This window comes from Rhodoblastus sphagnicola (genome assembly GCF_002937075.1).
Taxonomy (GTDB): domain Bacteria; phylum Pseudomonadota; class Alphaproteobacteria; order Rhizobiales; family Beijerinckiaceae; genus Rhodoblastus; species Rhodoblastus sphagnicola.
This window is the reverse complement of sequence record NZ_NHSJ01000087.1, coordinates 165,903-183,274: the sequence shown is the minus strand read 5'-3', so window position 1 is coordinate 183,274 and position 17,372 is coordinate 165,903. Positions and strand designations below refer to the sequence as shown.

18 protein-coding genes are annotated in these 17,372 nt (G+C 64.4%); 11 read left to right on the top strand and 7 right to left on the bottom strand.

Annotation, left to right across the window (positions count from 1 at the left end; genetic code table 11):
- Positions 1 to 2: 2 nt before the first annotated feature.
- The 6 genes from argE to CCR94_RS14750 all read right to left on the bottom strand — a co-directional run bounded on the left by argE (position 3) and on the right by CCR94_RS14750 (position 4,342).
- A complete protein-coding gene (gene argE, locus CCR94_RS14775) occupies positions 3 to 1,181 on the bottom strand; it encodes an acetylornithine deacetylase (RefSeq protein WP_244594086.1) in 1,179 nt (392 codons plus the stop codon).
- Positions 1,182 to 1,356: 175 nt separating this feature from the next.
- Positions 1,357 to 1,749 carry a Co2+/Mg2+ efflux protein ApaG gene (gene apaG, locus CCR94_RS14770; protein ID WP_104508598.1) on the bottom strand — a complete coding sequence of 131 codons (393 nt, stop codon included), beginning with the start codon at positions 1,747 to 1,749 and terminating at the stop codon, positions 1,357 to 1,359.
- Between the two features lie 51 nt (positions 1,750 to 1,800).
- Positions 1,801 to 2,022, bottom strand: coding sequence for a hypothetical protein (locus CCR94_RS14765; protein ID WP_104508597.1), 222 nt, complete (start codon positions 2,020 to 2,022; stop codon positions 1,801 to 1,803).
- A gap of 172 nt (positions 2,023 to 2,194) precedes the next feature.
- Positions 2,195 to 2,935, bottom strand: a complete 741-nt coding sequence (locus tag CCR94_RS14760; protein ID WP_104508596.1) for a TadE/TadG family type IV pilus assembly protein — start codon at positions 2,933 to 2,935, stop codon at positions 2,195 to 2,197.
- Positions 2,936 to 2,994: 59 nt separating this feature from the next.
- The gene (locus CCR94_RS14755) at positions 2,995 to 3,768 is read right to left on the bottom strand and encodes a TadE/TadG family type IV pilus assembly protein (RefSeq protein ID WP_104508595.1); all 774 of its coding nucleotides are present in this window, start codon (positions 3,766 to 3,768) and stop codon (positions 2,995 to 2,997) included.
- An 88-nt stretch (positions 3,769 to 3,856) separates the two neighbouring features.
- A complete protein-coding gene (locus tag CCR94_RS14750) occupies positions 3,857 to 4,342 on the bottom strand; it encodes a pilus assembly protein N-terminal domain-containing protein (protein ID WP_244594085.1) in 486 nt (161 codons plus the stop codon).
- 335 nt (positions 4,343 to 4,677) lie between these two features.
- Here CCR94_RS14750 and CCR94_RS14745 point away from each other — a divergent pair, with 335 nt between their 5' ends.
- The 10 genes from CCR94_RS14745 to CCR94_RS14700 all read left to right on the top strand — a co-directional run bounded on the left by CCR94_RS14745 (position 4,678) and on the right by CCR94_RS14700 (position 14,832).
- Positions 4,678 to 4,842 (top strand): Flp family type IVb pilin, encoded by a 165-nt coding sequence (locus CCR94_RS14745; protein ID WP_104508594.1) that lies wholly within the window; start codon positions 4,678 to 4,680, stop codon positions 4,840 to 4,842.
- A 590-nt stretch (positions 4,843 to 5,432) separates the two neighbouring features.
- Positions 5,433 to 5,597 carry a Flp family type IVb pilin gene (locus CCR94_RS14740; protein WP_104508593.1) on the top strand — a complete coding sequence of 55 codons (165 nt, stop codon included), beginning with the start codon at positions 5,433 to 5,435 and terminating at the stop codon, positions 5,595 to 5,597.
- Between the two features lie 311 nt (positions 5,598 to 5,908).
- Positions 5,909 to 6,415 carry an A24 family peptidase gene (locus CCR94_RS14735; RefSeq protein ID WP_104508592.1) on the top strand — a complete coding sequence of 169 codons (507 nt, stop codon included), beginning with the start codon at positions 5,909 to 5,911 and terminating at the stop codon, positions 6,413 to 6,415.
- Between the two features lie 500 nt (positions 6,416 to 6,915).
- A complete protein-coding gene (gene cpaB / locus CCR94_RS14730) occupies positions 6,916 to 7,731 on the top strand; it encodes a Flp pilus assembly protein CpaB (protein WP_104508591.1) in 816 nt (271 codons plus the stop codon).
- A gap of 55 nt (positions 7,732 to 7,786) precedes the next feature.
- Positions 7,787 to 9,247, top strand: a complete 1,461-nt coding sequence (locus CCR94_RS14725) for a type II and III secretion system protein family protein (RefSeq protein ID WP_244594084.1) — start codon at positions 7,787 to 7,789, stop codon at positions 9,245 to 9,247.
- Between the two features lie 41 nt (positions 9,248 to 9,288).
- Positions 9,289 to 10,041, top strand: a complete 753-nt coding sequence (locus tag CCR94_RS14720; RefSeq protein WP_158254770.1) for a CpaD family pilus assembly protein — start codon at positions 9,289 to 9,291, stop codon at positions 10,039 to 10,041.
- Positions 10,042 to 10,044: 3 nt separating this feature from the next.
- Positions 10,045 to 11,292 (top strand): cellulose synthase operon protein YhjQ/BcsQ, encoded by a 1,248-nt coding sequence (locus CCR94_RS14715; protein ID WP_244594083.1) that lies wholly within the window; start codon positions 10,045 to 10,047, stop codon positions 11,290 to 11,292.
- Between the two features lie 77 nt (positions 11,293 to 11,369).
- Positions 11,370 to 12,797, top strand: coding sequence for a TadA family conjugal transfer-associated ATPase (locus tag CCR94_RS14710; protein ID WP_104508588.1), 1,428 nt, complete (start codon positions 11,370 to 11,372; stop codon positions 12,795 to 12,797).
- A 12-nt stretch (positions 12,798 to 12,809) separates the two neighbouring features.
- Complete coding sequence (locus CCR94_RS14705; protein ID WP_104508587.1) at positions 12,810 to 13,784, top strand: type II secretion system F family protein; 975 nt, start codon at positions 12,810 to 12,812, stop codon at positions 13,782 to 13,784.
- A gap of 67 nt (positions 13,785 to 13,851) precedes the next feature.
- Positions 13,852 to 14,832 (top strand): type II secretion system F family protein, encoded by a 981-nt coding sequence (locus CCR94_RS14700; protein WP_104508586.1) that lies wholly within the window; start codon positions 13,852 to 13,854, stop codon positions 14,830 to 14,832.
- Positions 14,833 to 14,910: 78 nt separating this feature from the next.
- Here CCR94_RS14700 and CCR94_RS14695 read toward each other — a convergent pair whose 3' ends face one another.
- Positions 14,911 to 15,735 carry a tetratricopeptide repeat protein gene (locus CCR94_RS14695; protein WP_244594082.1) on the bottom strand — a complete coding sequence of 275 codons (825 nt, stop codon included), beginning with the start codon at positions 15,733 to 15,735 and terminating at the stop codon, positions 14,911 to 14,913.
- A gap of 204 nt (positions 15,736 to 15,939) precedes the next feature.
- Between CCR94_RS14695 and CCR94_RS14690 the strand changes: the two genes are divergently transcribed.
- Positions 15,940 to 17,346, top strand: coding sequence for a leucyl aminopeptidase family protein (locus CCR94_RS14690; RefSeq protein ID WP_104508585.1), 1,407 nt, complete (start codon positions 15,940 to 15,942; stop codon positions 17,344 to 17,346).
- Positions 17,347 to 17,372 lie beyond the last annotated feature (26 nt).

Genomic DNA, 17,372 nt, shown 5'->3' with positions numbered 1-17,372 from the left:
GTTCACCGCGAGAAATTGTCCGCGAGTCGTCGCAGGAACGCCAGCCCCGCTTCGAGCTGGGCGATTTCGATATATTCGTCGGGCTGGTGCGCCTGGTCGATGCTGCCGGGGCCGCAGATGACGGCCGGCAGGCCGCCGCGCCGCTGGAACTGTCCGGCCTCGGTGGCGTAGGGCACGGCGATGGTGTGGTTGGCCTGGGCCAGCGCCAGCGCGAGCGTCGCGGCGGCGGAATCCGGCTCGGCGCGCAGGCCGGGCACGGCTATGTCGGAAAAGGTTTCGATATTCGCGCCGGGAAATCCCGCCATGCGGCGCGCCTTCACCTCTTCACAGACCACCTCGAATTTCTTCAGCGCCCGGTCGTAGGGAACCTCGGGCAGGCCGCGAAACTCCCAGGCGAATTCGCAGTGCCGCGCCATGATGTTGCGCGCGGTGCCGCCTTCGATCATGCCGACATGGATCGTGGACCAGGCCGGCTCGAACCGGCCGAGCGGATCGGTTTCCGCGTAAAGCTCCTCGCCGATTTTTTCGAGCGCCGCCACCAGTTCGCAGGCGATATGCACCGCACTGACGCCGAGCCAGGGCTTCGAGGAATGGGCCTCGTGGCCGGAGACCACGGTGCGATAGGTGGTGACGCTCTTGTGGGCGTCGGCCACCTGCATCAGGGTCGGCTCGCCGATGATGGCCAGCGCCGGGCGGGGCAGATCCTGGCCGAACCGGGCGATCGAATCGAGGCAGCCCGTGCAACTGGTCTCCTCGTCGTAGCTCAGCAGGATGTGAATCGGTCTCTTCAGCGCGGCGCGGGAAAACTCCGGGGCCATGGCGAGACAGATCGCGTCGAAACCCTTCATATCGCATGTGCCGCGTCCATAAAGCCTGCCGCCGTCGCGGCGCAGCACGAAGGGCGGCGAGGACCACGGCTGGTCCTTGACCGGAACCACATCCGTATGGCCCGACAGCAGCACGCCGCCGTCTCCGTCGGGACCGAAGGTGGCGAACAGGGCCGCCTTGTCGCCGCTCGCGTTGGGGATGCGGGTGAAGCGCGCGCCGAGACCCAGCAGGTAATCCTCGACGAAATCGATCAGGGCGAGATTGCTGCGCGCGCTCTCGGTGTCGAAGCCGACGAGACGGTCGAGCAGGGCGATGGCGCGGTCGAGCGTCGGGTCGGCTGACTGGGGTTTCATCTTTGCATCCATGCTGCGCGCCACCCACCATGATCTCGCGGCTTGAGATCAGGTGAAGCAGTTTAGGCGCCAGACGGGCCAAGGCAACCGTTCAAGACAGGGGATTGCGAAAAGGAGCAGGCGCGCGGGACATGGGGCTGTCATTTGCCGTGGGCGACAGGCGCGGGACGCGGGCTCAGTTCAGCACGCGCCGCTCCACGGGACTGTCGAGCGAGAAAGCGGGGATCTCGGCGTCGAAGGCGTGGCCGTCGGCGTCCACCATGCGATAGGAGCCGGACATGATGCCCGAAGCCGTGGCCAGGGCGCAACCGGATGTGTAGCGGAAACTGCCGCTGGGTTCGAGGATCGGCGCCTCGCCCACCACGCCGGGGCCGCACACGGTCTCCACGTGTCCGGCGGCGTCGGTGATCCGCCAGGTGCGCGAGACCAGTTGCACCTGGACGGGACCGTGATTCACGATCTCGATCGTGTAGGTCCAGAAATAGCGCCCTTCCTCCGGGGCGCTGCGCTCCGGAGCGTAAAGGGGGATGGCGATGATTTCTATGTTCTGGGTGACAGCGCGGTACATGGAAGAAATCTGCCTCAGGATCGGCGCGCCGTCGAGCCTGTTTTTACGGAATCACGCCGCCCGCAAAGTTTGCAGGCGCCGCGCGGTGCAGACGCCGACGAGGACGACGATGCCGCCGGCCTCGTTGGTCACGCGGATCTGGCGCCCTTCGGCGTCGCGCGCCGAAGCCAGCGCGGCGATCCGCTCCCAGACGGCGTCCAGATCGGGCAGGCGCAAGGAGTCAACCTCGCGCCGACCGCCTTGGGGATCGATGATTTGAAAATGATAGAGCATCACAAAAATCTCTCGTCCATCAGTTTTGCGGACGTCGGGCTAATAGCAGGAGAATGTGACAAAAAATACCGGGCGATCTGAAAAAATACATTGGTTTTGGTCGAAATATTTTTGGGCCCTCCATGAAAATCACGTCTGGGGCGGGAAAAGTCGAATCTGGACACGCTCAAGCTTACGGTACGTAATAATCCGTACCCGATGTGCAGTTTCTATAGTTCGCGACCGTGCCGCTTCGCGTCCACTGGATCGCGGTGGTGGCGCCGTTGCGGGGCGTCATATAGGTGGTATGGGCGATGGTGTAGCCGGTCCCGCCATTGGCGTTGCCGCTCCAGTTGAACAGCTTGAAATCGTAGCCCGGCTGGAATTGATAGGTGACGTCCGCGACGATCAGATAGTAATCGGTGGTGTTGGCCGTCCCCGACGCCACATAAGCGCCTTCGCCGCCGCTGGGATAGTTGCCTCGCGGCATGACCGCGGCGCCGTTGGTCCCGTTGGCGACCGCGGTCAAGCCGGCGACGCCGCAGGCGCGCAGCGTGGGGCTCGCGCCGAAACCGGCGCTCCACACCACGCGCGCCTTGCAGCAACCGCTGGTGTTAGTGGCGGTGAGATTGTCGAAGATCACCTCGCTCACTGTCGCGCTCAGGGTCGTGGTCCCGAACGGCGTCAGGACCAGTTGCGCGCCGGCGTAGAAATCGGTGAGATCGCCGTCGGAGACGCATGGCGTGCTGCTGTTGGCGGGGCAATTGCCGTCCGCGGCCGCGCCGGTCGCGCTGGACGGCAATTGTTGCGAGGTAAGGTCCGCCAGCGTGCGCGAGGCCAACTGCACCTTGCGGCCGACCTCCAGGCCCTGGCCGAGCACGGCGAGGCCGAAATAAAGCACCAGCATCATCGGCAGGATGAAGGCGAACTCCACCGCCGCGATTCCGGCCCGCGCGCGTCCGAAACGGCGCAGGAGCCGGTCGAGCGCCGCCTTCAGGGGCGACGCGAGCTTTCGGATCTTGACGGCTCGTTCCTGAACACGACGACCGAATAGATCTTGTGCACCAGCCCGGAACCGAAGGGGTTGTTGATCACCGATCCCGACGTCTGGCTGTAGAGGTTGGAGACTTGGTTGGCATTGGTTCCACTCGCGAGCAGAACCGAAAGATAGATCGGCATGGCGTAGAACGCCTGGAACACCACGATCGACCCGGGCGCGCCGAGATTGACGTTGGTCGATGGGTTGGCGATGAAGCTGTCGGTGATCGTTCTGGACAGCGACGCGAATGTGCCGCCCGCCGCCGTGGCGGAGATGTTCACCCTGATGTTGCCGCAAAGGAAATAGCTGGGCAGCGAGCCGCACAGGCTGTAGCCATTGGTGCCCTCCGGCGCCGCCTGGCCGGCCCGGCCGACGAAATTCGCGGCGGTCTGCGTCGTCGAGGTATATTGGTTGACGAGGATCTGCCGCGCCACATTGGCGACGGTGGTGTCGAAAACCTCGTGCGTATAGAAGACGAAGGCGGTTTCGAAGATCGCGCAGAGCAGTCCGAGAAACGGAATCGACACCATTGCGAATTCGAGGGCGGCGACGCCGCGCCGATCGCGCCCGAAACGCGCCAGCGCGCGTCGATGCGCCGGTTTGGGTTTGGGCGCGGTTTCGACCTTTGCTTCCACCAACCGATCCTCGTTACGCCGTGCAAGGGGACGCTGGCGCCCGGCCAGGTTTTCGTTGGCCAAGTTTTCGTCGGCCAAGTTTTCGTCGGCCAAGTTTTCGTCGACCTATGTTTCTGGCGTAATCTGATCCAAAGTCGTTTCCGTTTGCTTAACCATGCGGATCAAACGTCGCGCGTCCGCATCATTTTCCCGACGAGAAGCCGGTATGCGCGGACACCGCGCCCGCGCGATCGGCGGCGATGGTCTTGCTGTCGGACAATTCGACCGTGGGCAGGCAATTCGGCGCGCAAATGTAGCTTTCGCGGTTCATGCCATTTTGCACCAGCAGGTCCGCCTTTTCGGCGCCGACGCGGATGATCCATTCGCCCAGCATGTTGCCTTCGCCGTCCAGCGCGATCAGGTTGGTTTCGCCGAAGCTCTTGCCGGTGATCACGCCCATGCCGCTGTTCTTGAGCATGGTGACGTCGGCTATGCCCGGCTGGCCGATGACGAGGGTCTGGGTCTTCTCGGGAATTCGAGCGATGCGCGCGCGATCGACCGTGACCGTGACCAGGTCGCGCGCGCCGGCCGCGGCCTGCGTGGGCGACAACAGGAAATGAGCGGGCGCCATCAGGCTCGCGAGGATCGTCGCCCTGCCCAACACCCGCGCTGCCGCGTCAAAACGCATATTCGTCTCCCACCCGCTGAACGTCTTCTTTTCGGATTAGAACCGAATTTGGTGAATGAAGACTAAATGGCCTGATTCCGCCGTCATGCCCCAGTGTATTTTTGATATAAGTGGCGAAATTCGCGGGGCCATTCATGTCTGTCCCGGATGCAATGACCAAAGGTTCTTAAAGCAAAAATGTTCGGAGGAACCGCTGTGCTCCGCAACGTCACTTAGCTTCCCAACTGATTGAGCAATCATGTTAACCCAACGGCAAGAGCTTCAATCGTAGCTTCTCGGTGTCAGCGCCGGTCCCGAGCAGTTCCAGGGCTGACAGCTTAAACCAGGAGTTTGACATGAAGTCGCTTTTCGCTCGTTTCGTGAAGGATGAGTCCGGCGCCACCGCCATTGAATATGGCCTGATCGCCGCCCTTATTTCCGTCGTCGCGATCGCCACCCTGACCACCGTTGGCACCAAGCTGAACAGCAAGTTCATCGCCATCTCCAACGGCCTGAACTAACGGTCGCTCGCCGCCCTGGCGGTTTGATCTCGCGGCTTCCGGTCATCCGGAGGCCGCTTTTTTTTTGCGGCGCCCGCGTCTTGACGCCGCACTCTTCAGGATTGGCTTGGCGCGGCCTCCGATCCGAACTTTCGGCGCTCTGACCGCCGACGCGGTTTTCAGGATCCATGATCGCTCCGCAACCGTCCCGGTTCGCGGGAGCGTGGCCCGAAGGTCCGGGCGCGCCTTCCCGCGGGGCGCCGGTGGCGTGACGCAACATATCGCCCCCGAAAAACCACTCTTCCCACGAACGAGGCGACTTGGGCGCCGATCAGCCTGACCGATGGGCGCGGCGGCCGGCTTGGCCCTGTTGATCCGCCGTCTTGGCGTATTCATGTCTATCCCGCGCAGACACGAATAATTTGTGAGCAATATTTACCAATGGTCATGTAATTTACCAGCGTAATGTAAGGTATTTGGGATATTGTCTTAGGTGTATCGGTCTAAATGTTGATATTAACTTGAATGAAACTGTCTGGAGATACGTTGAAGGACGTCGCCGGGGCCTTGGAGGCCTCGCGCGCCGAGTGAGATTCACGTTGGAGTCCGTCATGAAGTCCCTGATCATTCGTTTCGCCAAGGATCAGTCCGGCGCCACCGCCATCGAATATGGCCTGATCGCCGCCCTGATCTCCGTCGCCGCCATCACGACCCTCACGGCGGTTGGCTCGAAGCTCAACAATAAGTTCATCGCCATTTCCAACGGTCTGAACTGAGTTGCGGCTGGGCGGCTAGAGCTTTTTCACGTTTCGTGGAAACATGAAAAAGCTCTAGAATATTATTTTAACGCATTTTCTTCACGCGAACCGGTGTCCACTTCGCTTGAAAATGCGCTAGGCTCAGCTTTCACATCATGAGGCGATCCGCTGCGTCCTCCGCAACGCGCCTTCGGCCAGACGCGCTTGTCCCGCGCCCGCGCCCAGGCGCGTCAGCCAATTTTTGCGCGCCAGAAATTCTTGCGCGCGGGTAACGAATGGTTCATCCAGACCGGAGATCATGAAAGCGCCGAACTGAATCCGGAAACCCCATGATCGACTCCCTCATCCTCGTCGTCTTTCCCGCCTTGATGGCCTATGCGGCCTTTTCGGATCTGTTCACCATGACGATCGCGAACTGGATCTCGATCGCGCTGGTCGCGGCCTTTGTGGGCATCGCTTTGCTGACGGGTTTGCCGGCTTCGGCCATTCTCCTGCATCTGGCCTGCGGCCTGAGCGTGCTCGCGATCACCTTCGTGCTGTTTTCCCTCGGCCAGATTGGCGGCGGCGACGCAAAATTCGCCGCGACCACGGCGGTCTGGCTGGGCTTCGAACATCTCGCGGAATATGGGCTGATCGCGTCGCTGATCGGCGGCGCGCTCACCCTGGGCGTCCTTGCGTTCCGCCGCCTGCCGCTTCCCGGCTGGGCGCGCGGCCGCGCCTGGATCGACCGGCTCCATGACGCGAAAGTCGGCGCGCCCTATGGCATCGCCCTCGCGATCACCGGCATCCTGCTCTACCCCGAGTCGCAACTGTTTTTGAAAACGCTCGGGGCCTGAACCAAGACTGCTCTTCCGCACAGGTCTTCCGCGCGGACGGGCCGGCCAGCGATGGCCGGCCCTTTCCGTTGCCGAGCTTCCGTAAAGGCGACTCTGTATTCAAGGCCTGTCGCCTTGGTTGATTGGCCCGAGCCGACTTTCCTCTGCGGAAGGCGTTGGGCTTTGCCGCGCGCCATGGCGCGGTCGCGGAACGGGTCCGGGTCGCCGCGGAGCCTTTCGAAGCGCTCCCGATGTGAAAACAACAGCTTTCCGGTTCAGTAATGGCCCGTCTGCTTGCGATGGCCCGCCCGCGCCTTCTTGAGAGGCGCCGCCGCGGGCTTGGGGGCGCCGCCGCTCGACGCGGAGCGCGTCCTCGCGAATACCCAGCCTTCAAGCAGCTTTTTCCTCATTTGTTACCGTGGGTAAGATTCAACACGATCCATTAACCTTAATTTGACCTTTCGCTGTTTGAATTCCCTTGGGCGCTCCAACCGGAGCAAATGCTGGATTGTTGAAGAACCATGAAAAGAGCCCGGCTCATTTCCCTGGGGTTTGTAGCGGTTTGCGGACTGGCCGCCATCTATCTGGTGCTGGACAAGCCGGAGCCCGCGCCGGCGCCCGCTCCGGTCGTGATCGCGCCGCCTCCGGTCCCCAAGGACCAGATCCTCGTCGCGACGCATGAGCTGAATTTCGGCTCCGTGATCCAGCCCGCCGACGTGAACTGGCAGGACTGGCCGAAGGATTCGCCGATCCAGGGCGTGATCCGCAAGGTCGAGCGTCCCAACGCCATCGAAGAGGTCAAGGAATCCGTCGTGCGCGGTTCTTTCCTCGCCGGCGAGCCGCTGCGCGCCGAAAGGTTGTTCAAGGGCGCGTCGTCGGGCTTTCTTTCGGCGGTCCTCGCCCCCGGCTATCGCGCCGTCGCCATCAACATCGAAGGCAGCGGCGCCACCACCGCCGGCAATTTCGTCCTGCCCAACGATCGCGTTGACGTGGTGCACATCTACCGCGATGACGACGCCGCCAAGAGCGGCGCGGGCGACGCCTTCGTGTCCGAGACGCTCGTCACCAACGTGCGCGTGCTCGCGATCGGCCAGAACGCCAACGACAAGGGCGGCCCCCCGACCACGGGCGGATCGACCGCGACGCTCGAACTCGATCCCTACCAGGCCGAAACCATCATTCTCGCGCAACGCGTCGGACAATTGTCCCTGATCCTGCGCTCGATGCAGGACAGCGCGAAACAGGCGGGCGGGTCGGTCTCGGTCGCCTCGCAAACCCGAGATCGCGGCGTGACCATCGTGCGCGCCGGAATAGCCACCCAATCGCGCGGCAAGTGATCCGCCGCCCGCTCGCCTCAAGCCGCGCGAGCTTCGCCCTTTGGAGTTGATGAAAATGCACATGACGCGTCCTTGGCTGATTGGCGGATTGTCGGTTCTTCTCGCCCTGGCCGCGCCCGCGCTCGCGCCGGTCCGCGCCGGCGTCATCGGCGATGGCGAAGTCATCAAGTTCACCACCGACAGGGGCGCGCGCCGCATCAACATGGGCGTCGGCAAGTCCGTGATCATCGAACTGCCGGTCGACGCCGGCGAGATTTTCGTCGGCAATCCCGCCGTCGCCAACGCCGTGGTGCGCTCCGCCCGAAAGGTCTACGTGATCGGCCAGTCCACCGGCCAGACCTCGATCTTCGCCATGGACAAGCAGGGCCAGCGCATCGGGGCGCTGGAGATATCCATCGGCCGCGACATCGGCGAGCTGCAGGACATTCTGCGCGCCGCCATGCCCACCACCAAGGTGATCGCGCGGACGATCAACGATTCGATCATCCTGACCGGCGAGGTCGATTCGGCCGCCGAGATGCAGACGGCGCTCGACGTCGCCAAGGGTTTCGTGGAGGCCACCAACAATGCCGGCGGGGCCGGCCCCACGGCGGCCAAGGTCGGACAGATCGTCAACGCCATGACCATTCGCGGCCGCGATCAGGTGATGATCAAGGTCACCATCGCCGAAGTGCAGCGCACGGTCACCAAGCAGTTGGGCGTCACCGCCTCGACGCTGGCGGGCAAATGGGGCTCGTTCGTCCAGGACAATCCCTTCGCGCTGAACGGCCAGTCCTACAGCTCGGGCGCGCTGACGACCAAGAGCAATTTCGGCGGCGGCAACTCGCTGTCGCAGACGCTGCAGGCGTTCGAACGCAACGGCGTCGCCCGCGTGCTGGCGGAGCCGACGGTCACCGCGGTTTCGGGCGAGAGCGCCAAGTTCACGGTTGGCGGCGAGGTGCCGATTTCCTCGGGCACGAGCTGCACCGGCTCCGGCACGACCAGCAATTGCATCGTCAGCGTCAGCTACAAGACCTATGGCGTCACGCTGAACTTCACCCCGATCGTCCTGTCCACGGGGCGCATCTCGTTGCGCCTCGCCACCGAGGTCGCGGAAATCGATCCGAGCACCACGGTCTCCACCGGCACGATCTCGGCGCCGGGGTTCCGCACCCGCCGGCACGAGACCACGGTGGAATTGCCCACCGGCGGCTCCATCGCCACCGCCGGCCTGATCCAGTCGAATTCCAACCAGGCGATCAACGGCGTGCCCGGGCTGATGAACCTGCCGATCCTCGGCTCGCTGTTTCGCTCGCGCGACTATCAGCGCCAGGAAACCGAGCTGATGATCATCGTCACCCCCTATATCGCCAAGTCCGTGCAGGCCAACGCGCTGTCGCGGCCGGACGACAACTACACCGACTCGAACGATCCGCAGGCCTGGCTGCTCGGGCGCGTCAACAAGCTCTATTCGACCACCGACAATCCCGAAGCCGCCAAGCACTTCAGCGGCCGGGTCGGCTTCATCCACGACTGAGCTTGGTTCGCGAGCAAGACACGAAAGCTATGGACAAGACCATGCCGCATTCCCGCTTGATCAAGACCGCGAACCCCTCCAGCCCGAGAGCCTGGCTGAAAGTGGCCGCGCTGCTCCTCGCCGCGCCGCTCGCCGCCTGCTCCAACGGCGGCGCCGACCGGGTCGTCACCGGCTCGATCGAGAACCAGGACTATCGCGCCCGTCATCCCATCGAACTGGCCAACAGCCGCGCCGCGATCGACGTCCTCCCGCAGGTGCGCGGCGGCGCGCTCGACGAGCGCACCAGGGCGCAGGTCAAGGAATTCGCCAAGGAGTACAGCCACTCCGGCTCCGGCGACATCGCCGTGGCCTTGCCGCGGGGCGGTCCCGGCGCGGCGGAAGCGCGCGCGGCGGTTCCGGGCCTGCGTCAGGCTCTGGTCGCCGGCGGCGCGCGCGGCTATGTGTCGATCTCCTCCTATCCGATCGCCGACCCCAGCGTCGCCGCGCCGATCCGCCTCTCCTACGCCAGCGTGGTCGCGCGCACCCGCACCCGCTGCGGCCAGTGGCCCAACGACCTCGCCTCCGGCTCCTCCACCGAAACCTGGGAGAACAAGCCCTACTGGAATTTCGGTTGCGCCAGCCAGCAGATGATCGCGGCCCAGACGGCGGACCCGCGCGATCTGCTCGGTCCGGCCGCCAGCAATCCGCCGGACTCGACCATGCGTTCGCGCGGCATCGTCGCCATTCGCGATGGCAAGGATCCCGGCACGAACTGGAGCGTCCAGAACAGCAATATCGGCGGCGTAGGGAACTGATCCATGACGGATTCGATGCATCCACATCTGGAAAACGCTCAATACGCGCAAATCGCGCCGGCGCCGCGCATCTCGTTGCAGGCGTTCTGCGAGACGCACGAATTGGCGCAACTGATCGGCGAGGCCGCGATCGACCGCCGCATGGAGAAGGCCCATGTCAAGGTGAACATGGGCGGCGCCCAAGCCGCCATCGAGGCCTATCGCACGTCGCCGACCCCGAATGTCATCGTGATCGAGACCAGCGCATCGCGCGCGGAGCTGATCGAGCAACTCGACAATCTGGCGGAATTCTGCGACGCCGGGACCAAGGTGATCGTCATCGGCAAGATGAACGACATCACGCTCTATCGCGAGCTGATCGCGCGCGGCGTGTCCGACTACCTCGTCAAGCCTTTCGGCGTGATGGACTTCGTCGCGGCGCTTTCGGCGCAATACCAGCAGGACTCCTCCGGCTCGCTCGGGCGGGTCATTGCGGTGACCGGCGTCAAGGGCGGCGTCGGCGCCTCCTGCCTCGCGCACAATCTCGCCTGGGCCATTTCGCGCGACCTCGACGCCTCCACCGTGATCGTCGATCTCGACCTGCCGTTCGGCACCGCCGGGCTCGACTTCAACCAGGATCCGCCGCAGGGCATAGCCGAGGCGGTGTTCGCGCCGGATCGGCTCGATTCCAACCTGGTCGACCGCCTGCTTTCGAAATGCAGCGACAGGCTGTCGATCCTCGCGGCGCCGGCCACGGTCGAACGCTGCTACGACTTCCAGGAAACCGCCTTTGACGCGCTGCTGGAGATTCTCCGCGCCACCACGCCCTATATCGTGCTCGACGTCCCGCACATGTGGACGGCGTGGTCGCGGCGGATGATGGTGTCGGCCGACGAGGCCGTGCTGGTCGCCGCGCCCGATCTCGCCAGCCTGCGCAACACCAAGAGCCTGATCGACACGCTGCGCGCGGCCCGCAAGAACGATCCCTCGCCGCGGCTGGTGCTCAATGGCGTGGGCATGCCCAAGCGCCCGGAAATCGCTGTCGCCGACTTCTCCAAGGCGGTCGAGGCCGAGCCCCTGGCGCTCGTGCCCTTCGAGGCCAAGATGTTCGGCGCGGCCTCCAACAATGGCCAGATGATCGCCGAACTGGACGAGGGCGAAAAGACCGCCGCCGTCTTCAGCGACATCGCCCGCGCGGTCACCGGCCGCGCGCCGATCAAGCGCGAGCGCAAGGGGTTTCTCGAACCGCTGCTCGCCGCTCTAAAGGGTTGACGGATCCGGCGCGGCCGGGTTCGCGGAAAAGAATCTTCCGGCATGAGGCCGGATATCCAGAGGGAATGTAGACGGAAATGTTCGGAAAGCGTTCCGCCACCACCGATGCGCCGCGCGCCAGCCAGGGTCCGTCCTCTACAGTGGTCGAGGCGATCGCGGCGCCTGTCGCCATCACGCCCCAGCCCACCATTCCGCAGCCGGCGCCCGCGCCCGAGACGCGCCGGTCCGACGAATATTACCAGACCAAGGGCGCGATCTTCGGCGCGCTGATCGAAGCCATCGACCTGTCGCAATTGTCCAAGCTCGACGCCGAGAGCGCGCGCGAGGAAATCCGCGACATCGTCAACGAGATCATCGCCATCAAGAATGTGGTGCTGTCGATCGCGGAGCAGGAAGACCTGCTCGAGGACATCTGCAACGACGTGCTCGGTTATGGCCCGCTCGAACCGCTGCTGGCGCGCGACGAGATCGCCGACATCATGGTCAACGGCTCCACCAAGACCTATATCGAAGTCGCCGGCAAGATCCAGCTCACCAGCGTCCGCTTCCGCGACAACGCGCAATTGATGAACATCTGCCAGCGCATCGTCAGCCAGGTCGGCCGCCGCGTCGACGAGGCCTCGCCGATCTGCGACGCGCGCCTGCTCGACGGCTCGCGCGTCAACGTGATCGCGCCGCCGCTGGCGATCGACGGGCCGGCGCTCACCATTCGTAAATTCAAGAAGGACAAGCTGACGCTCGACCAGTTGATGCGCTACGGGTCGATCTCGCCGGAGGGCGCGGAAATCCTGAAGATCATCGGCCGCGTGCGTTGCAACGTGCTGATCTCCGGTGGCACGGGCTCGGGCAAGACGACCCTGCTCAACTGCATGACCAATTACATCGACCTCGACGAACGCGTCATCACCTGCGAGGACGCCGCCGAACTGCAATTGCAGCAGCCCCATGTGGTGCGCCTGGAAACCCGTCCGCCCAATCTGGAAGGGCAGGGCGCCATCACCATGCGCGACCTCGTCAAGAACTGCCTGCGCATGCGGCCGGAACGCATCATCGTCGGCGAAGTGCGCGGACCCGAAGCCTTCGACCTGTTGCAGGCCATGAACACCGGCCATGACGGCTCGATGGGCACGCTCCACGCCAACTCGCCGCGCGAGGCGCTGAGCCGTCTCGAATCCATGATCACCATGGGCGGTTTCTCGCTGCCGGCGCGCACCATCCGCGAAATGATCACCTCCTCGGTGGACGTCATCATCCAGGCGGCGCGCCTGCGCGACGGTTCGCGCCGCATCACCCACATTACCGAGGTCATGGGCCTCGAAGGCGAGACCGTCATCACCCAGGACCTGTTCGTCTACGACATCACCGGCGAGGATTCCAACGGCAAGCTGAAGGGCCGGCATCGCTCGACCGGCATCGGACGCCCGCGCTTTTGGGAGCGCGCCCGCTATTTCAACGAGGAAGCGCGCCTGGCGGCCGCGCTCGACGCCTCCGAACTGCGTGAATAGGAGCCACAGGCCTTGGATTTCCGATCGCTCCTCATCGTTTTGCTGGCGCTGGCCGCGGCCTCGGGCGCGGCCTTCCTGATCTTTCCCTTTCTCAACGGCGATGTCCGGGGCGAGAAGCGCCAGGAGCAATTGCTGAACAGGGCGCCGGTCTCGCGCGGCGAACGGCAGGTCGATTCCGTGGCGCGCCGCAAACAGGTGGCGGACAGCCTGAAGGAACTCGAGCAGCGCAACGTCAAGAAGAAGCGGCGTTCGCTGGAAGTCCGCATCGCGCAGGCGGGCCTGTCGATGTCGAAGCAGGGCTACCTGATCGCCTCCGGCATCGCCGGCGGCATCACCGCGCTGATGATCTTCGTGCTCAGCGGCAATCCGATCTTCGGCGGCGCCGGCCTGGTCATCGGCGCCCTCGGCCTGCCCAGCATGTGGCTGTCCTTCATGACCAAGCGCCGGCTGAAGAAATTCACGCTCGAATTTCCCAGCGCGGTCGACGTGATCATCCGCGGCGTCAGGGCGGGCCTGCCGCTGGGCGACTGCCTGCGCATCATCGCTTCGGAGGCGGCCGAACCGGTTCGCGGCGAATTCCGGCAGATCGTCGAGGCGCAGACCCTGGGCATGTCGGTGGCGGAAGCGGTCGAACGCATGCCCGAGCGCATCCCGACGGCGGAAGCCAATTTCTTCGCCATCGTCATCACCATCCAGCAGAAGGCGGGCGGCAATCTCGGCGAAGCCCTGAGCAATCTGTCGAAGGTGTTGCGCGAGCGCAAGAAGATGGCCGACAAGGTCAGGGCCATGTCCTCGGAAGCGCGCGCCTCGGCCTATATCATCGCCTCGCTGCCGATCGCCGTCGCCCTGCTGGTCTACATCACCAGCCCGGCCTATATCGAGCAGCTCTGGCTCAAGGAAACCGGGCGGGTCGTCCTGTTCGCGTGCTTCTGCTCCATGGCGTTCGGCAGCTTCGTCATGAACAAGATGATCAGCTTCGATATCTAGTCTTTCCGCATATTCCGTCCGAATGCCGCACATATTTTTCGGGAATAGGCTCTGAACCGGGACCGCCATGCTCGCGCTTCTCTTCGAAAAACTTGCCGATCCCCGCTCGATCGTGGCGCTGTTCATCGGCGTCATCACGGTGGCCAGTCTGCTGGTGATCGCCATGCCCTATCTCGAAGGCGACAATCTCGACGAGCGCCTGAAGTCCGTGGCGGTCGAGCGCGAGCGCCTGCGCGCGCGCGAACGCGAGAAGATGATGGCCAAGGGCGGCGCCAAGCTGGGTCTTCGCCATTCGTCCAGGACCTACATGAAGGACGTGGTCGATCGCTTCAGCCTGTCGAAATGGCTGGCGACCGAGGAGGCCAAGACCAAGCTCGCCAAGGCGGGCTTTCGCGGCCCGCAGGCCGAGATCGGCTTCCTGTTCTTTCGCCTGGTGACGCCGATCGGACTGGCGCTGGTCGGGTCGCTCTACGCCTTCGTGGTGCTGCACCTGGAGATGGGCTTCCTGCAGAAGGTCGCGGTGGTGGTCGGGCTGCTTTATGTCGGCCTGAAGGGGCCGGAAATCTATCTGAGCAACGCGATCACCAAGCGCCAGTTCGACATGCGCCGCGCCTTTCCCGACGCGCTCGACCTGCTGTTGATCTGCGTCGAATCCGGCATGTCGATCGAACATGGATTCCGCCGCGTCAGCCAGGAGATCGGCGTGCGCTCCATTGCGCTGGCCGAGGAATTCACCCTGACGACGGCGGAACTGTCCTATCTGCCCGACCGGCGCACGGCCTATGACAATTTCTATCAGCGCACCGGCCTCGACGACGTCAAGAACGTCGTGACATCGCTGGTGCAGGCGGAAAAATACGGCACGCCGCTCGGTTCGGCTTTGCGCACCGTGTCGCAGGAATCGCGCGACAACCGTATGATGGAGGCCGAGAAGAAGGCGGCCTCGCTGCCGCCCAAGCTCACCGTGCCGATGATCCTGTGCTTCCTGCCGGTTCTGTTCGCGGTGATCATGACGCCCGCCGTCATGCAGGTCACCGGCGCGCAGTAAAAAGCGCGCCGCCTCAAAATGAAAAGGCGCCGGAAGCGGGGAGCTTCGGCGCCTTGTTTTCTTTGGAAACAGGTTCGCTTATCGCGTCTCGTCGAGGCCGACGCGTTGGGCTTTTCCGCGCGTCGCGGCGGCCTGGATGTCGCGCCAGCCGTTGTTTTGCGAAATCATCTGGCGGATCGAGGCGACATTGTCGCGCGCCTGCTGGGGCGAGAGATCGCGCTGCGAGACCTGCTCGGCTTCCGCGAACTTGCCTTGCAACGCCAGCACAAGGGCGAGGTTCTGGCGCACGCGCATGTCGGCGCGCGGGCTGGCGGCGGCCTCGCGCAAAACCTGCTCGGCGTGACGCAGATCGTGCGACAGCGCGTAGGACAGGCCGAGGTTGGACAGGACCGACGGTTCGCCCGGCGCGATTTTCAGCGCCGTCTCGTACAGCGCCTGGGCCTGCTCGTGCTCGCCCATCTGGTCGGCGATCGAGCCGCGCGTCGAAACCACGGACCAGTTGGGATCGTCGGGCGAATCGGCGTTTTCCAGCGTGTTCCTGGCTTCCTGCAACCGCCCGGCGTCGGCGAGCGCCTTGCCATAGGCGGCGAGCACGTCGCGGTCGCGCGGGTTCTTGATGGCGACATTTTGCAGCACCGCCGCCGCCTGATCGGTCAGTTCGCGGGCGCGCAGCGAGCGCGCATAGGCCATGGCGATCTTCTTGTCGTCGGGGTGCGCCTCATAGCGTTCGCGCAGGCGCTCCGAAAAGCGGCGCAGATCTTCCGGCGAATTGGACGCGGGCGCGGAGGGGACGCCGATCGATCCGGTCACGTCGTCCATGCTCACGCTATTGCAACCGCCAAGACCGATCAGAGCGCAAAGCGCGACGCCGGCGAGAAAACGCGGCTTGTATCGGTTTGACACGGCTTATCCTCTGAATTTCGACTACTCACGTAACGAATAATTCGTTAACCCTAATGGAGCGTTAATGTCCGCCTCCGCCCGCCAAAGCCCGTCGAAGGAGGGGCGCTTTCGCCGCCCGCATATCTCATCAGAAGATGGGCGCTTTCGCCGCCCCATAGCCCGTCAAAAGACGGGCGTCTTTCGCCGCCTTATGGAAAACGACGCATGTTCGAACTGCCCGAAGTGAAATTCGCCGATCCCAGCGAGACCGCCACGCCCGTTTGGATCGCGCCCGCCGCCGCGATCAAGGCGGCGCTGGCCGGGGAAACCCAGGCCCACGTCTTCCCCCCGGAGGCCTTGGCGCTGGCCAGAGCGAGCGGTTTTGAGCCGCGCGCGGGGCGGCATCTGAGCTTTGTTCAGGAGAGTGGCGCCAGCGCCGTGCTGTTCTGTCTGGACGCCGATCCCGGCGCCGATCCGTTCCAACTCGGCGCGCTGGCCGGCCTTCCCGAGGGCGTCTACCGCCTGGTCGAGTCTCCCGAAAACCCAACGCTCGCAAGCCTGGCCTTCCTGCTCGGGGCCTATCGTTTCACCCGCTACAAACCCGGCAAACCCGGGCCGCGTCTGGTCGCGCCGCAGGGAATCGCCCGCGACGAGGTCGAGACCATCGCTTCCGCCGTCGCGCTCGCCCGCGATCTCGTCAACACGCCGGCCAACGATCTCGGCCCCGACGAACTGGAGTTTTTCGCGCGCGCCGTCGCGCAAAAATTCGGCGCCGAAGTCCGCGTGATCCGGGGCGAGGCGCTTGAACGCGAATGCCCGCTGATCCACGCCGTCGGCAAGGGGTCTCCGCGCGCGCCGCGCCTGGTCGAACTGCGCTGGAAGCCGGAGCGCGAAAAGAAACTCGCGCTGGTCGGCAAGGGCGTGTGCTTCGATTCCGGCGGGCTCGACATCAAGCCCGAAAGCGCCATGGGCCTGATGAAGAAGGACATGGGCGGGGCGGCGGCGGCTTTGGCCGCGAGCGCCATGATCATGGCGGGGAATCTCGACCTCAGCTTGCGCCTGCTGCTCCCCATCGTCGAGAATTCCGTATCCGGCGAAGCGTTCCGGCCCGGCGACGTCTATCGCAGCCGCAAGGGTTTGACGGTCGAGATCGGCAACACCGACGCCGAGGGGCGGCTGATTCTCGCCGACGCGCTGGCGCTGGCCGACGAGGAAAAGCCGGACCTTCTCATCGATTTCGCCACGCTGACCGGGGCGGCGCGGGTCGCGCTCGGCCCGGATCTGCCGCCATTCTACACCGAGGACGAGGGGCTGGCGGAAAGCATCGCGCGCCACGGCCTCGCCTGCAACGATCCGGTCTGGCGCCTGCCGCTGTGGAAAGCCTATGAGCCGAAACTCGACAGCAAGATCGCCGATCTCACCAACGCGCCGGCTGGCGGCATGGCCGGCTCGATCATGGCGGCTCTGTTTCTCAAGCGTTTTGTCAGCCCCGGCCGTTGCTGGGCGCATTTCGACATTTACGCTTGGGTTCCCTTGGCGCGTCCCGGCCGGCCCGATGGCGGCGAGGCGCAGGCCGCGCGCCTCATCCATGCGCTCGCGCGAGAAAAATTCGGGGTGGCGAAGATTTCGTAACGCCGGCGCGTTAAAACGGGGAAACA

Excerpts from the sequence above, each read along its gene's own strand:
- argE (WP_244594086.1), bottom strand. The coding sequence starts at position 1,181 with ATGAAACCCCAGTCAGCCGACCCGACGCTCGACCGCGCCATCGCCCTG.
- apaG (WP_104508598.1), bottom strand. The coding sequence starts at position 1,749 with ATGTACCGCGCTGTCACCCAGAACATAGAAATCATCGCCATCCCCCTT.
- CCR94_RS14765 (WP_104508597.1), bottom strand. The coding sequence starts at position 2,022 with ATGCTCTATCATTTTCAAATCATCGATCCCCAAGGCGGTCGGCGCGAG.
- CCR94_RS14750 (WP_244594085.1), bottom strand. The coding sequence starts at position 4,342 with ATGCGTTTTGACGCGGCAGCGCGGGTGTTGGGCAGGGCGACGATCCTC.
- CCR94_RS14745 (WP_104508594.1), top strand. The coding sequence starts at position 4,678 with ATGAAGTCGCTTTTCGCTCGTTTCGTGAAGGATGAGTCCGGCGCCACC.
- CCR94_RS14740 (WP_104508593.1), top strand. The coding sequence starts at position 5,433 with ATGAAGTCCCTGATCATTCGTTTCGCCAAGGATCAGTCCGGCGCCACC.
- CCR94_RS14735 (WP_104508592.1), top strand. The coding sequence starts at position 5,909 with ATGATCGACTCCCTCATCCTCGTCGTCTTTCCCGCCTTGATGGCCTAT.
- cpaB (WP_104508591.1), top strand. The coding sequence starts at position 6,916 with ATGAAAAGAGCCCGGCTCATTTCCCTGGGGTTTGTAGCGGTTTGCGGA.
- CCR94_RS14725 (WP_244594084.1), top strand. The coding sequence starts at position 7,787 with ATGCACATGACGCGTCCTTGGCTGATTGGCGGATTGTCGGTTCTTCTC.
- CCR94_RS14720 (WP_158254770.1), top strand. The coding sequence starts at position 9,289 with ATGCCGCATTCCCGCTTGATCAAGACCGCGAACCCCTCCAGCCCGAGA.
- CCR94_RS14715 (WP_244594083.1), top strand. The coding sequence starts at position 10,045 with ATGACGGATTCGATGCATCCACATCTGGAAAACGCTCAATACGCGCAA.
- CCR94_RS14710 (WP_104508588.1), top strand. The coding sequence starts at position 11,370 with ATGTTCGGAAAGCGTTCCGCCACCACCGATGCGCCGCGCGCCAGCCAG.
- CCR94_RS14700 (WP_104508586.1), top strand. The coding sequence starts at position 13,852 with ATGCTCGCGCTTCTCTTCGAAAAACTTGCCGATCCCCGCTCGATCGTG.
- CCR94_RS14690 (WP_104508585.1), top strand. The coding sequence starts at position 15,940 with ATGTTCGAACTGCCCGAAGTGAAATTCGCCGATCCCAGCGAGACCGCC.